The organism is Novosphingobium sp. HNCC26BN242 (assembly GCF_057180525.1).
On record NZ_JBXUGM010000001.1, the window covers coordinates 1,642,603 to 1,656,691 of the forward strand.

Annotated in this window: 10 protein-coding genes, 1 tRNA gene and 1 pseudogene; 7 read left to right on the forward strand and 5 right to left on the reverse strand. The window is 62.9% G+C overall.

Annotation, left to right across the window (positions count from 1 at the left end):
* Window positions 1-45: 45 nt before the first annotated feature.
* On the reverse strand, window positions 46-2,103 hold the full coding sequence (recG, locus tag AC2A1F_RS07590; RefSeq protein ID WP_484208192.1) for an ATP-dependent DNA helicase RecG: 2,058 nt from the start codon (window positions 2,101-2,103) through the stop codon (window positions 46-48).
* 133 nt (window positions 2,104-2,236) lie between these two features.
* Here recG and AC2A1F_RS07595 point away from each other — a divergent pair, with 133 nt between their 5' ends.
* From AC2A1F_RS07595 to mfd, 3 genes are all read left to right on the forward strand, one after another.
* Complete coding sequence (locus AC2A1F_RS07595) at window positions 2,237-2,641, forward strand: baeRF12 domain-containing protein (RefSeq protein WP_484208121.1); 405 nt, start codon at window positions 2,237-2,239, stop codon at window positions 2,639-2,641.
* A gap of 120 nt (window positions 2,642-2,761) precedes the next feature.
* Window positions 2,762-3,055, forward strand: a complete 294-nt coding sequence (locus tag AC2A1F_RS07600) for an FAD assembly factor SdhE (protein WP_484208122.1) — start codon at window positions 2,762-2,764, stop codon at window positions 3,053-3,055.
* A 26-nt stretch (window positions 3,056-3,081) separates the two neighbouring features.
* Window positions 3,082-6,576: a transcription-repair coupling factor gene (gene mfd, locus AC2A1F_RS07605; protein WP_484208123.1), complete on the forward strand. Its 3,495-nt coding sequence runs from the start codon at window positions 3,082-3,084 to the stop codon at window positions 6,574-6,576.
* A 116-nt stretch (window positions 6,577-6,692) separates the two neighbouring features.
* Here mfd and AC2A1F_RS07610 read toward each other — a convergent pair whose 3' ends face one another.
* Complete coding sequence (locus tag AC2A1F_RS07610; protein ID WP_484208124.1) at window positions 6,693-8,009, reverse strand: EAL domain-containing protein; 1,317 nt, start codon at window positions 8,007-8,009, stop codon at window positions 6,693-6,695.
* Between the two features lie 126 nt (window positions 8,010-8,135).
* Here AC2A1F_RS07610 and AC2A1F_RS07615 point away from each other — a divergent pair, with 126 nt between their 5' ends.
* The 4 genes from AC2A1F_RS07615 (at window position 8,136) to AC2A1F_RS07630 (ending at window position 11,361) form a co-directional block, all read left to right on the forward strand.
* A complete protein-coding gene (locus tag AC2A1F_RS07615) occupies window positions 8,136-8,915 on the forward strand; it encodes an NAD kinase (protein WP_484208125.1) in 780 nt (259 codons plus the stop codon).
* Between the two features lie 113 nt (window positions 8,916-9,028).
* Window positions 9,029-9,103, forward strand: a tRNA-Asn gene (locus tag AC2A1F_RS07620).
* Between the two features lie 151 nt (window positions 9,104-9,254).
* Window positions 9,255-10,514 carry a tyrosine-type recombinase/integrase gene (locus AC2A1F_RS07625; RefSeq protein WP_484208126.1) on the forward strand — a complete coding sequence of 420 codons (1,260 nt, stop codon included), beginning with the start codon at window positions 9,255-9,257 and terminating at the stop codon, window positions 10,512-10,514.
* A gap of 19 nt (window positions 10,515-10,533) precedes the next feature.
* Window positions 10,534-11,361, forward strand: coding sequence for a hypothetical protein (locus AC2A1F_RS07630; protein WP_484208127.1), 828 nt, complete (start codon window positions 10,534-10,536; stop codon window positions 11,359-11,361).
* Between the two features lie 215 nt (window positions 11,362-11,576).
* Here the strand turns inward: AC2A1F_RS07630 and AC2A1F_RS07635 are convergent, their stop codons facing one another.
* The 3 genes and pseudogenes from AC2A1F_RS07635 to AC2A1F_RS07645 all read right to left on the reverse strand — a co-directional run.
* The gene (locus tag AC2A1F_RS07635; RefSeq protein WP_484208128.1) at window positions 11,577-12,758 is read right to left on the reverse strand and encodes a tyrosine-type recombinase/integrase; all 1,182 of its coding nucleotides are present in this window, start codon (window positions 12,756-12,758) and stop codon (window positions 11,577-11,579) included.
* A 308-nt stretch (window positions 12,759-13,066) separates the two neighbouring features.
* Complete coding sequence (locus AC2A1F_RS07640) at window positions 13,067-13,867, reverse strand: phage fiber-tail adaptor protein (RefSeq protein ID WP_484208129.1); 801 nt, start codon at window positions 13,865-13,867, stop codon at window positions 13,067-13,069.
* Window positions 13,867-14,089, reverse strand: a pseudogene (locus tag AC2A1F_RS07645) (hypothetical protein); the annotation flags it as partial. The gene AC2A1F_RS07640 and the pseudogene AC2A1F_RS07645, both read right to left, overlap by 1 nt.

Sequence of the window (14,089 nt, forward strand, 5' to 3'; positions counted from 1 at the left end):
ACAAAAAAGGGGCGGCATCGGGTTCGGTGCCGCCTTTGGCTGGATTCAGCCTCCCCGCAGCAGTTGCACGCCCCAATCGCGTTCAAACAGATAGAGCAGCAGCCGCGCAGCCTCCCCGCGCGGGGATGACAGGCCACCGTCGCGCTCCATCAGCAGCCTCGCATCGTCGTGGGCCAAGGGCAGCAACCGCGCAATCTGTTCAAAATCGGCGACCCTGAACGGCGTATCGCCCGATTGCCGAGTGCCCAGCAATTCTCCACCGCCGCGCAAGCGCAAGTCCTCTTCGGCCAGCCTGAACCCGTCCTGCGTCTCACGCATCAGCGCCAGGCGTTCGCGTCCGGTTTCGGACAGCGCATCGCCACGCAGCAAAAGGCAGGTCGATTGCTGGCTGCCCCGACCCACTCGCCCACGCAACTGGTGCAACTGGGCAAGGCCGAAGCGTTCAGCCTGTTCGATAACCATGAGCGTCGCGTTGGGCACATCCACGCCCACTTCGATTACCGTGGTCGCCACCAGCAGCTTGGCATCGCCACGAGCAAAGCGTTCCATCGCGGCGTCCTTGGCCTCGGGCCGCAACTGGCCGTGGACCATGACCACCGTATCGCCAAACCGCTCTTGCAACAACGCGTGGCGCGCTTCGGCGGCGGCGATGTCCGAGGTTTCCTGTTCGTGGACCATCGGGCACACCCAATAGGCCTGCGCGCCTTTGGCAATGTGCCGCCCGATGCCTTCGATCACGTCGTCCAACCGGTCTTGCGCCACGACCCGCGTATCGATTGCCTGCCGACCCGGTGGCATTTCGTCGAGCCGCGAGACGTCCATCTCGCCATATTGGGCCAGCGTCAGCGTGCGCGGGATCGGCGTTGCGGTCATCGCCAGGCAATGCGGTGTGCGCCGTGCCTTCTGCGTAAGCATCAGCCGCTGGCCGACACCGAAACGGTGCTGTTCGTCGATCACCACTAGCGCCAGATTGCGATAGGCGACCGTGTCCTGAAAGATGGCGTGCGTGCCGACGCAGATATCGATGCTGCCATCGAGCAGTCCCATCAGGATTGATTCACGCGCTCTGCCCTTGTCCCGTCCGGTCAGGAGCGCGATGTTAACCCCGGTGCCCGCGGCCATGCGCGTCAGCGTTTCGGCGTGTTGCCGCGCGAGGATTTCGGTGGGAGCCAGCAAGGCGGCCTGACCTCCGGCCTCTACTGCTATCAGCATTGCGTTGAGCGCCACCGCCGTCTTGCCAGACCCGACATCGCCCTGCAGCAGCCGCAGCATCGGCGCGCCTTGCGCCACGTCGCTTTCGATCTCGGCGATGGCGCGCTTCTGCGCGCCGGTCAGTTCGAACGGCAGATTCAGCTTGGCGCGCAAGCGCCCGTCGCCATGGAGCGGCGTGCCTTTCTTGGCGCGGTTGCTTTGGCGCACCAGCAGCAGGGCAAGGCTGTTGGCCAGCAACTCGTCATAGGCGAGACGGTCGCGCGCGGCCTTGTCCTCGCCCTTGTGCGCGGCGCGCAGCGCATCGTGCCAGCGCGGCCAATCGTTGCGCGCGGCAAGGCCCGGTTCGATCCATTCGGGCAGGTCGGGCAGATGCGCCAGTGCCTGCTGAACAAGGCCTTGAATGCGGTTCTGGGTCAGGCCTTCGGACAGGGCATAGACCGGTTCGGTCAACTGGCCGATCATCCCGGCGCTGTCTTCGCTCACGTGATCGGGGTGGACCATTTGCCAGGTCTGGCCATATTGATCGAGCCGCCCGGCGACCCAGCGCTTCTCCCCGATAGGAAGCTGCTTCTTGCCACTATAGGCCGCGCGCCCGAAGTAGGTGAGCGCCACGTAATTGCCGCCCGCATCTTCGGCCATGACCCGGAATGGCCCGCGCCCAGCAGACTGGCGATATTCGCGCGGGGTGAGCGGCAGGACGATCTGTTCGCCAAGGCCCGCCTCGTCCAGATTGCCGACGGCGCGGCGCAGCACCCAGCGTTCGGGCAAGTGATAGGCGATATCCCGCACGCGCCCCAGCCCCAGCTTTTCGAGCGGGCGCGATAATCCCTGCCCCACGCCTTTCAGGCTGCCGGTTTCCGCAAACAGGGGGTTGAGCACATCAGGACGCATCGCGCGGACATAAGCTGTGCAAGCGGGTTTCGCCACACCGGAAAATCACGGCGATTTGACGCAACGCAAGGTGATTGGTCCCAAGTAGGCGCTTCGTTCGTTCAGAAGCCACAATCACAGGAGTTTACCCACAATGCTGATCCCTCATGGTGCCGTCATTGCGCTTGTCGATGGCGAAGACTGGCAAATCCTACGCAACAGCGGGACCGAAGCGGAGCCGGAGCTGACCGAAATGGACACCCCGGAACTGGTTGAAAGCAATCACGGTTCGGGTAACCGCCATGGCACCAGCTCCGCCAACCCATCGGGCAACCAGCGCGATGAAGACGCCCATGCCGCAGCCGTGGCCGAATGGCTGAACCGGCAGGTGCAGGACCACAAGATCGAGCAGCTCGTGGTGATCGCGCCACCGCGCACTCTGGGCGAACTGCGCCATCATTACAGCAAGGCGGTGGAACGTGCTGTGATCGGTGAACTGGCCAAGGACTTCATGGACCGCCAGCCCACGCAGATCATCGCAGCCCTGCGCAGCAAGTAAGCTCGCAATCGCTGTCCCGGCGCGGCAAAGTCATCCGCGCCGGGCACTGTTCAGCACCTGCCCGCTTGAACAGGCTGCACAGCCTTGTTTCGCATCCCCGTTGCGCCTAACGGATTTGCCATGACCGAAAGCCCTGCCTCTACCGCCGAGATCACCGCTGATCGCCTGAAACGCCTGCAATTCCGCGCATGGCATCGCGGCACGCGCGAGGCGGACTACATGATCGGCTGCTACTTTGATCGTTTCCATGCCAACTGGAATCTCGATCAGGTCGTATGGTTCGAAGAGCTGATCGAGGAAGACGATGTGGACATCATGGCATGGGCGCTGGGAACACAGATCGTGCCTGAAAAGTTTGCAGGCGCGATGATGGACGTCATGCGCAAGCTGGACTACGTCGAGATTCCGCGCTGATTCAATCTGCAGCGCAGTAGCCCGCCATGTCTGATCTGAACCGCATCCTGTCGGCCAAGACGCCGCTTACGCTCTCGTCCGTCGCGCGCGGGGCGCAGCCGCTTGTGCTGGCCGATCTTGCGCGCGCGGCAAAGGGCCGTGCGGTGTTCATCGCAGCCGATGAAGCGGCGATGCGCGCTGTGGCCGATAGCGCCGCGTTCTTTGCGCCTGACCTTGAGGTAATCGACTTTCCGGCATGGGATTGCCTGCCGTTTGATCGCGCTTCGCCCGCGCTCAGCGTCAGCTCAAGGCGTCTTGCGGCACTTCAGAAACTGCAGCACAAACGCTCTGGCCCGCAACTGCTCGTCACCACGATCAACGCGGTGCTGCAGCGGGTGCTCACCCCGTTCCGCATCCGCGAATCCACCCGGCTGTTGACGCCCGGCGCGGAAATCGGGCGGGAGAGCCTGATTGCGCTGCTGCAGCGGCAGGGCTATTCGCGCACCGATACCGTGGTCGATGCCGGTGAATACGCGGTGCGCGGTTCGGTGTTCGACATTTTTCCGTCGGGCCTCGATCATGGCCTGAGGCTCGATTTCTTTGGTGACGAGCTGGAAACGCTGCGCCTGTTTGATCCGAACACGCAGCGTTCGGTGCAGCCGGTGGAAACGCACCTGCTGCTCCCGGCCAGTGAAGCGCTTCTGGACGAGGACAGCATAAAGCGGTTCCGCAGCCGCTATCGCGAGCTGTTCGGCGCAAATGCCACCGGGGATCCGCTCTATCAGGCGATAAGCGAGGGCCGCCGTCTAGCGGGCATGGAGCACTGGCTGCCGCTGTTCGAAGACCGGCTCGTCACGCTGTTCGATCATCTGGGGGCGGACGATCTGGTGGTGTTGGATGGCACCGCAATCAAGGCCGCTGAACAGCGTGTGGCGGATATCACCGACTACCACCAGTCACGGCTCGATTCCTCGTCAAAGGCCCCCGGCAGCTATCGCCCGCTGGCCGAAGACGCGCTTTACCTGAAGCAGGACGAGCTGGACCGCGCGCTGGCGGGCTGGCCGGTCCACCGCACGACCATCTTTGCCGAGCCGGAATCAAAGCAGGTCATCGATTTCGGCTTCACCTCCAGCCACGATTTCACGCCGGAACGCGCGGCGGCGACTAGCGGCGGGAGCAACATCTACGAAGCAGCGGCGAAGTACATCGCTGCGCTAGGCACGCGCGGCAAGAAGCCCATCGTTGCGGCCTACACTACCGGATCGCGCGCGCGCCTTACTTCGCTGCTGACCGAAGCTGGCAAAGCTGCGCCGCTGATGGCCGAGACGTGGCAGGAGGCGCTTGGGCTGGCTGCCTCTGGCAAGCCCGTCGCCGTTGTTCTCCCGCTCGAACAAGGTTTCGCCAACGACGATCTGGAACTGCTGACCGAGCAGGACATCCTTGGCGACCGCCTTGTCCGCCGCAAGAAGAAGCGCAAGAATGCCGATGCGTTCTTGGCCGAATTGTCGGCGCTTACGCCGGGCGATCTGGTGGTCCATATGGACCACGGCATCGGGCGCTATATCGGGCTTGAAGCCATCGCGGTGGGCGATTCCCCGCACGATTGCGTACAGCTAGAGTACGCCGGCAAAGACAAGCTCTACATTCCGGTCGAAAACCTCGATGTCCTTTCTCGCTACGGCTCGGACGCCGAAGGCATCCCGCTCGACAAGCTAGGCGGTGAAGCCTGGCAACGGCGCAAGGCGCGGATGCGTGAGCGCATTCTGGAAATGGCGGGCCAACTCATGGCCACCGCCGCCCACCGCGCGCTGCGACACGGGCTGGTCCTGCCGGTCGATCCCGCCAGCTACGGCCCGTTCGTAGACCGCTTCCCGTGGGACGAAACCGAAGATCAGGAGCGCGCCATTGGCGATGTCCTGTCCGATATGGTCGAAGGCAAGCCGATGGACCGGCTTGTCTGCGGCGACGTAGGCTTTGGCAAGACCGAGGTGGCATTGCGCGCCGCTTTCGTCGCTGCGATGCAGGGCGTGCAGGTGGCCGTGGTCGCGCCGACGACTCTGCTCGCGCGCCAACACTTCACCAATTTCGTCGAACGCTTCAAAGGCTTCCCGATTGAAATTGGACGCCTTTCGCGGCTCGTTCCGCCCAAGGAAGCAGCAGAAACCAAAGCAGGGCTTGCCGATGGGCGGGTCGATATCGTTATCGGCACCCATGCACTGCTGGCCAAAACGGTGGAGTTCAAACGCCTCGGCCTTGTCATCGTGGACGAGGAGCAGCGCTTTGGCGTGACTCACAAGGAAAAGCTGAAGGAGCTTAAAGCGGACGTCCACGTCCTCACCCTCACCGCCACGCCGATCCCGCGCACGTTGCAGATGGCCATGTCGGGCCTGCGTGAGCTTTCGACGATCCAGACCCCGCCGGTCGACCGCCTTGCAACCCGCACTTATGTGATGCCGTGGGACGATATGGTGATGCGCGAGGCGCTGCTGCGCGAACACCAGCGCGGCGGGCAGAGCTTCATCGTGGTGCCGCGTATTGCCGACATGCCCGATGTCGAGGAATGGCTGCGGCTTAATGTGCCCGAAGTCCGCTATATCGCCGCGCATGGTCAGATGAGCCCGACCGAGGTCGAGGACCGCATGGGCGCGTTCTACGAAAAGAAGTACGAGGTGTTGCTCTCCACTACCATCGTGGAGAGCGGCATCGACATCCCGAGCGCCAACACCATCGTCATCCACCGCGCAGACCGCTTCGGATTGGCTCAGTTGTACCAGCTGCGCGGGCGTGTGGGCCGCGGGAAAATTCGCGCCTATGCTTACCTGACGCATTCCGAGAACACTGCGCTGTCCGAAGTCGCGGAGAAGCGGCTCAAAGTTCTGGGTGATCTCGATAGCCTTGGCGCTGGCTTTCAATTAGCCAGCCACGATCTGGACTTGCGGGGCGCGGGCAATCTGTTGGGCGACGAGCAATCGGGCCACATCAAGGAAGTCGGCTTCGAACTCTACCAATCGATGCTGGAAGATGCGATACTTGCGGCTAAGGCGGGTGATATTGGTTTGGCGCGAGAACGCGAAGCGCTCAGCCCGCAGATCACGCTTGATGCGCCGATCATGATACCTGAGGATTACGTGCCAGATCTGGCCGTGCGCATGGCGCTCTACCGCCGCATGAACGATGCCGAAGGGCCGGACGTTGTGGAGGCGCTGGCCGCCGAAATGATCGACCGGTTCGGCCCCCTGCCCGCCGCGACGCAGAACCTGCTGCGCCTGATCGAGGTGAAACGTCAGGCCATTGCGGCCAACATTGCCAAGATCGATGTGGGCGCCAAGGGCGCGCTGGTCAGCTTCCACAAGGACAGCTTCCCCGATCCGGTCGGCCTCATCAGCTATGTCGAGCGGTTGAACGGCGTGGCCAAGCTGCGCCCTGACAACAAGCTGGTGATTACCCGTGCTTGGGGCACGGCTGAAGGGCGGCTCAACGGGCTGGTGCAGCTGACCAAGGGCCTTGCGGCGATTGTCAAACGCGCGAAGATGGCGGCCTGACCTCAAATTCTCTCAACTAACCTTGCCGTTCGTGTCGAGCCCCTCGACATGCTCGGGATAAACTTCGTGCCTTTGGCACGAACGGGGGGATTTGATGAAGATAAGAACGTAGCCTGTTAAATCATGGCCGCAATTGCCTCGCCCGATACCGGACCGGAGCGCAGAAAGCCCTGAAACACGTCGCAACCCTCTTGCGCCAGCACGGCCAATTGCGCTTCACGTTCGATCCCTTCGACCACGATCTTTTGGCCGAGCGCCTTTGCCATGGCGACGATGGCTTTCAGGATCGCCCGGTCGCGCGGATCTGTATCGACATCGCCGACCAGCGAGGCATCGAGTTTGAGCGTATCGATCGGAAGCGCCTTCATCGTGCGGAAGTTGGCATAGCCGGTGCCGAAATCATCCAGCGCAATGCGCACGCCCAGCCCAGCAATGGCCTTGAGCGAGCTAGCCGAGCGGGCGAAATCAGCAATTAGGCTCTGCTCAGTCACTTCCAGCGTGAGCATCGCGGGTGGAAATCCGCTGCGGTCGAGCGCCTGCGTAAAACCGGCTGCAAAATCTTCGGCTGCAAGATCTTCGGCTGTAATATTAATCGATAGCGGCAGATGCCCTTTCCATCGCTCATCACAAGCCAGCGCGCGCTGGACGATATGGCTGGAGAGTTGTTCGATGTGATCACCGCGTTCAGCAATCGCGAACAGCGTTTCCGCACCGATCCGGCCAAGCTGCGGGTGATTCCATCGCGCCAGCACTTCGGCACCGGCAAGCGCGCCTGTTTGCACGCAATACTGCGGCTGAAACACCAGCCCGATCTCGTCCCGTGCCATCGCGCCGATCAGGTCTGCCTCAAGCCGCGCCGCGCTGCGGCCGCGCGCGCGGTGCGAGCCATCGGCCCACATCACGCGGCGTCCGGGCAACTGTTCAAGGCTTCCCAGCGCCTGATCGAGCCGGTCTAGCATACAGCCCGCGCTCTCGCCCGGCGCGCGGCGCAGCAGCGCAATGCGCGGCAGCAGGTGCAAAACATCGCCGTGGACCGGCAGCGCACGCCCCACGGTGCGCCCTAGAGCCTCGGCCAGCCATTGCCAGCGTTCGCGCGGCATTGCGCCGGTGCAGGCGACCAGAAACTCGCCACCGCTGATGCGCGCAACGATGGCTGATGGCCCCAGTTCTTCCACCGCAAAATCGCGGATTCGCCGCGCGATTTCAGCAAGCGCCAGATCGCCTCCGGCATTGCCATAGGCAATGTTGACAGAGCGAAAGCGGTGCAGCCCGATCAGCATTGCTTGCAGGTAATCAGGGGCTGGGGCATGTTGCAGCCAAGCGCGAGCCTCGCCAGAACCGGCAAGCCCTGTGAGAGGATCACGAGCGTAAGTGGCGGCGGGGTTTCCCATTGGCACAGGACATAGCCGGAAACTCTTGCCAAACCATTCCATTTGCAGGCTTGCTCCGTAAAGATGCATGAAGGCTGATCTTGCTTTTGTGCATTGCGCCAATCCCCTGCACCCCATATCCCTGCCCCATCAACCTTGACTGACCCTTCGCGGAGAGGCGCAAAATCAATGCCCGAGTATAGCCGTCTGGCCCTGCTCGCTTCGCCGACAGAGCGGGCACAGGAAGCTTGCGAATCCTTGCGCAAGGAACGCACGTGGGTTCCGCTGGAGGAAGCAGATGCCGCGGTGGTCATCGGCGGGGATGGCTTCATGCTGCAAACGCTGCACGCGATGCTCGATAGCGATCATGTGATCCCGGCCTTCGGGCTCAATCTGGGCACAATCGGCTTTCTGATGAACCGCTACCGCTCAAGCCGCAGCATTAAAGAGCGTCTGGCGAAGGCAACGGCCGTTGCCATCTCGCCGCTGCGGATGACAGCCACAACCAATCTGGGCGAGGAGCATTCGGTTTGTGCAATCAATGAAGTGTCGATCCTGCGCGAAACGCGCCAGACCGCAAAGCTTGAGGTCAGCATAAACGGCAAAGTGCGCATGCCGGAACTCGCCTGCGATGGTGTGCTGGTGGCAACGCCTGCAGGCTCCACGGCCTACAACCTGTCGGCCAATGGCCCGATCCTTCCGCTGTCGTCCAACATGCTGGCGCTCACCCCGATCAGCCCCTTTCGCCCGCGCAGATGGCGTGGGGCGATTCTGCCAGACACGTACGAGATCGTGTTCAAGGCGCTGGAATCGGTAAAGCGACCGGTGCTCGTCGTGGCCGACCAGAAGGAAGTGCGAGATGTGCGCGAAGTGCGGGTCAAAGCCTGGCCAGAACACCGCCTGACCCTGCTATTCGACCGCGGCCAGAGCCTTGAAGACCGCATCTTTGCCGAGCAATTCATGGTGTGAGGAAGGTTTTGGCCTGAGGAAGTTTCCAGTCAGCGGAAAATTTGGCATCAGACGCTTGCCAAACCCGAAACGGCTGTTATTAGCGCGGTCCTGCCACGGGAAACCATGGCTGCTCCCTGATAGCTCAGCGGTAGAGTAGGTGACTGTTAATCACTTGGTCGTAGGTTCGAATCCTACTCAGGGAGCCACATTTCGCGAACATGTTCGCGGATGCTCATCCAAAACCCTTGAATTTCTGCGGTTTCCGGGCGACTGAACAAACATGTTCGCGCATCGAGTCGCACTTAACGGCCCCCGGTTTGGGGGCCTTTTCCGGGGCCCCGCTTTTCCCGGCCCCCAATGCTGACCGATGCAGCCTGCAGGAAGGCGATTCCCGGCGAGAAGGAGCGCAAGCTCTTCGACGAACGTGGCCTTTACCTGCGCATAACGCCAGCCGGGTCGAAATCGTGGTGCCTGAAGTATCGCTTCGGCACCAAGGAAAAGAAGCTCACGCTTGGTGGCTATCCCGAGATCTCGCTGGCACAGGCACGCGAGTTGCGCGATCAGGCTCGGCGCGAGCTGGCAGCGGACAAGGACCCTGGGCAGGAGCGCAAGAAGCGCAAGGCAGTGGCGGTTCTGGAATCGCTCGACACGTTCGAGAAGATCGCCCGCGCCTGGCACGAGCAGAAGGCGAAGACGCTCAACCCACGTTACGCCACGCAGATCCTCGATCGCCTGCGCGAGAACGTCTTTCCGATGATTGGCACAATGCCGATAAAGCAGATCACGCCACCAATGGTGCTCGAGGTCATTCGCGGCGTGGAAAAGCGCGGCGCAATCGAAATGGCGCATCGCGTCCGCCTGCATATATCGGACGTGTTTGTCTGGGCGATTTCTTCGGGGATTGCCGAGGCCGATCCAGCCGCCGTTATTCGCAAGGCGATCCAGCCGACCGATCCGAAATTGCGTCCGGCGCTGCTAAAGCCTGCCGAGGTGCGCACGATCCTGCCGACGACAGAGGCCATGGGCGATCCGTACTGGGCAACCTTGTTGTCATCCCGGCTATTGGCGTTGACAGCTGCCCGCCCCGGGGTTGTCAGGTTGGCCGAGCGCAGCGAGTTCGAGGACCTTGGTGGTTCCGCGCCGATCTGGCGCATACCAGCCGCCAAGATGAAGCTCACCCGCAAAAAGAAGCGCGATGCGACATACGAATTTCTGGTGCCGCTTTCGGCGCAGGCAGTGGAAACGGTCCAGGCGGCTATGCATGCCAGCCCCAGCCCGACGCTGCTTTTTCCTGGCGTTGGCGATCGGCGCAAACCAATCAGCGATTCAACGCTCAGCAAGCATTACCGGCAGGCCAAGCTGACCGGGCGACATGTCCCGCATGGCTGGCGCGCATCGTTTTCGACCATCATGAACGAACGTGCCGCGATCGCTGGAAACCCTTCCGATCGCGAAATCATCGATCTGATGCTGGCGCACATGCAGGAAGGTGTGGAGCCGATCTACAATCGCGCCGCGTATATGCCGCGGCGTCGCGAGATCGCGCAGGAATGGGCGGAGTTCCTCATGGCCGGTTTGCCTGCGGCCCGCAGCCTTCTGCCGCCCGTCTTCGACTGACCGCCACGGGAGGCCGCGCATGACGGCCTCGCCAAAAGCCCCACAGCGGACAGGATCGGTGCAGCGCATCGGCGCGATCACGATTCCCGGCATGACCGGAAAGCCGTCCACGCCGGAAAAGGCATTTCGTTCAGGTCAGCCGGTCTGGCGAAACAGCTATTACGAAGGTCAGATCGAGGATCGCATCTGGCGACCCGTGGGCGTTGGCAAGACGCGCGGCACCAAGCGCAACGCCAAGCGCTACCTCTCGGCCGCGCTGCAGATGGCCAAGCGCGTGGAGCTGCGCACCAGGCGCGAATTGCAGGGTGCAAAAAAGGGCGTCCGCAATGGCGCGATCGGCGCGGTGGGAATCGCCGTGCTCGAGGCCCTGTATGATATGGTCGACTATGCGACAGGCCGCCTCGAACCAGCTATCGGCACGATCGCCGAGCGGGTCGGCCACAGCTATTCTGCCGTGCACGAAGCGATGGTGCGATTGCGACGGCAAGGCTTCCTGCAATGGATCAGGCGAAGTCGGCCGACCGAAAACAAGGGTGAAGCCGGGCCGCAAGTCGAGCAGATCCCGAATGCCTATGTGCTGATCCTGCCCGACGAACTGGAGACGCTTGTGCGCCGCCTTGTCGATGACAGCCCGGTGCCAGACGATGAAGCCTGGCGTCGCAAGGAAGCAAAGAAGGACTGGCAGGCGATGGTCGACCAGCTCAGCGCGACGGACTTCATGCGGCAGCACTGGCACGGCGATCAGTTGCGCGGCGAAACGCTCAGCCGAATTGCAGCGCTCCTCGATGCGCGCGATGGCCAGAAGCGCGAATCCGGCAAGGCGAGAGAAACCGGGGGATCATTCTGATCCTTATGACGAATGGCGACATATCCATGTCGCCATGCGCAGTTTGATCCCCCACGCGCCACCTGACAGGTCCAGTCAGAGAACAGACGAAGTGCCAACGGCACTGTCGAACGGAGCCGCATGCGCGTCTCCGGGGCTCCCCAGGGTGGAGGCGCAAAACCCGTGCCACTTTGCCGCGATGTCGGCCATGTCGGCCACGGCAGCGCTGTGCGGGCTTAAACCGCCAGCAATTGCCCCCACTCTTCCAGCAGCGAGTGCCGTCGATCGAGCATCTCGGCACGGTTATACGCCGCCTCCACCTTGTCCTTCGGCGTATGCGCCAGCGTGAGATCGATCGCGGACCGGTCCCCCGGGCGTCGTTCATTCATGATCGTGGAGAAAGATGCCCGCCAGCCATGGGGCACGTGCCGGCCGCGAAACCCGGCCTCGACATAAATATCGAGAATGGCCCGCTCGCCCAATGGACTACTGGCGCTTCGACCAGCGAAAACCAGTCCATCACGAGAGCCGGACAATTCGGCCGCGCGGTCCAGTACTGCTACCGCCGCCCGCGAAAGCGGCACCAGATGTGCAAACCGCTCCTCTTCCTTCTTCGCCTTCGCCAGCTTCATCCGCGCCGGCGGAACACGCCAGACGGTCAGGCCGTCCAGTTGCTCGATCTCATCCCCCAAAAGCTCTTCCCAACGCATGCCCCGCACCGCATCCAGCCGCACCGCCGTCAGCGCAAGGAATCGGGAGGCAAGCCGGACCATTTCGCGCGCGTCCTCCAATTGGTCGCACGCCTTCAGCAGTTCCCGGCAATCCTCGATCGATGTCAGCGCGGGGTGCGGCCTGGACAGGCGCGGCGGCAGCAAAGCCTGCCCGATATCGCGCGCGGGATTGTCATCCTTGCGCATGCCTTCTGCAATCGCATAGCCGAACACGGCCGAGCAGCGCTGGCGAAGCCTGCGCGCGGTCTGTCCATTGCCCCGCGCCTCCACGGCGCGGATAGCCGATAACACGTCCGGCGCACCGATCTCGGCCACAGGCTCGCCGCCGATCGCCGGGAACACATCACGCTCGAGGCTGGCCAGCACGTCGGCCGCGTGAACGGTGGACCAGTGTGGCGCATGCAGCGCATGCCAGGCGCGCGCGCATTGCTCGAAGGTGGTGCTGGGCAACGCATCATCAAACGGCAGACCAACCCGGGCGAGATCTGCACGGCGCCGCGCCTCCTCGATGCCGACGTCGGGATAGGTCCCGATCGTGATCAGGCGCTCGCGGCCGCCGGCGCGCGATCGCAGCAACCAGGTGCGCCGCCCGTTGGGCACGATCAGCAGATGCAGCCCCTGCCCGTCCCACAACTTGTAGGGCCGCGCGCGCAGACGTGCGCGCCGCAAATCGGCGTCACTTAACATGGAAATCACCAACTTTCGAAAGTCGTTAAACTGACCCGCTCGCGGTTGCGGAGCCGAAGGCGCAGCAGAGCCGATCAAGAATCAATCGGTCTCAAACGAGGTTCAGGCGCTTCCGAAACACAAAGCGCGGCGGATACACCATCCGCCGCGCTGCATTTTCAGGCCCGGTTTCCGGGGCTTTCAGAGGCGCTTCGCGCCTACCGTTATCCCCCCGTTATCCCCCCAAGCTCGTCATTCCCGCGAAGGCGGGAACCCAGCTTTCTCATGCAAGTCTGCATGCGCGCATGCATGCATGTTTGTATGCAGCCTCAAATCACCATCCCGACAAGCCGATTGGCAAACAGGCCATTTGACCCCTCGACCGAAACGATCACGCTATAGGCCTCCATGCGCTGCCCACCGGCCACGCTGAAGCTGATCGTGGTGCCATCGATTTCGTGAGAGGGCACCGTCACGCTCCCGCTTTCCACTTGCACGTTGTGCCCGGTGATCGTGCCCAGCTGCGCGTCCCAGTCCGAAAGATCGAAGGCCAGCGGCAGCACCTCGATCGGCAGCTTGTCTTCCTCGATCCTGATCACTTCGCTCATGCCATTCCCTTTCGCGACATAGGTAAGCCGCTTTGCCTTCGGGCTGAACAGCAGCTGCTTCGCCCTACCGGCAAAGGTCAGCTGTTTCGGCCGCGCGGTGAAGATGATGCGCGGTACCACCACAACCGGCGCGCTGCCGTCCGACGCCAGGGCAGAAAGCCCGAACCCGGCCATTTGCGCAGCACCGCTGCCCACGATGGTGAAACCGCCAGCACCATCCAGCGCAAACAAACCGGCGCTAACACTCCCGGTCGCGCCGATCGCCATGGCCCCGGCCGCCCACAGTGTCATCGGGCCCATTGTGGCGCTGCCGGTGGCGCTGATCGTAAAGCTCGTGCCGGCAGACAGGCCAAGGGCCTGCAGAGCCGCCGCCGCACTGGCCGTCATCGATGCCGATGCATTGGCCGACAGGCCAAACCCGCCCATTGTCGCTGCTGCACTGCCGGTGACTTCGGCAGATGGCGGCGCGCTTGGCGGTATCCAGCCAAGCGGCCCTATCGCGAGGGGCGAAAAGCCAAGCATCAGAAGTAGCTGATGATGATCGCGCGGCCCGCGCCGCCGTTTCCGCCCGCGCCGGAATCGCCCACATCGTTGACGCTCGATCCGCCGCCGCCCCCGCCGCCGCCCGGTGTCTGACCATTGCCGCCGTCACCAGCCTTGCCGGTGATGCTCGAACCGCCACCGCCGCCGCCTGCGCCTGCTTGGGTGAGATGTGGCGCTAAATCGCTACCACCAGACCCGCCA

Bases quoted from the DNA above. Each gene is read 5' to 3' on its own strand.
- recG (WP_484208192.1), bottom strand. From the start codon at position 2,103: ATGCGTCCTGATGTGCTCAACCCCCTGTTTGCGGAAACCGGCAGCCTG.
- AC2A1F_RS07610 (WP_484208124.1), bottom strand. From the start codon at position 8,009: ATGGAATGGTTTGGCAAGAGTTTCCGGCTATGTCCTGTGCCAATGGGA.
- mfd (WP_484208123.1), top strand. From the start codon at position 3,082: ATGTCTGATCTGAACCGCATCCTGTCGGCCAAGACGCCGCTTACGCTC.
- AC2A1F_RS07625 (WP_484208126.1), top strand. From the start codon at position 9,255: ATGCTGACCGATGCAGCCTGCAGGAAGGCGATTCCCGGCGAGAAGGAG.
- AC2A1F_RS07615 (WP_484208125.1), top strand. From the start codon at position 8,136: ATGCCCGAGTATAGCCGTCTGGCCCTGCTCGCTTCGCCGACAGAGCGG.
- AC2A1F_RS07600 (WP_484208122.1), top strand. From the start codon at position 2,762: ATGACCGAAAGCCCTGCCTCTACCGCCGAGATCACCGCTGATCGCCTG.
- AC2A1F_RS07595 (WP_484208121.1), top strand. From the start codon at position 2,237: ATGCTGATCCCTCATGGTGCCGTCATTGCGCTTGTCGATGGCGAAGAC.
- AC2A1F_RS07635 (WP_484208128.1), bottom strand. From the start codon at position 12,758: ATGTTAAGTGACGCCGATTTGCGGCGCGCACGTCTGCGCGCGCGGCCC.
- AC2A1F_RS07640 (WP_484208129.1), bottom strand. From the start codon at position 13,867: ATGCTTGGCTTTTCGCCCCTCGCGATAGGGCCGCTTGGCTGGATACCG.
- AC2A1F_RS07630 (WP_484208127.1), top strand. From the start codon at position 10,534: ATGACGGCCTCGCCAAAAGCCCCACAGCGGACAGGATCGGTGCAGCGC.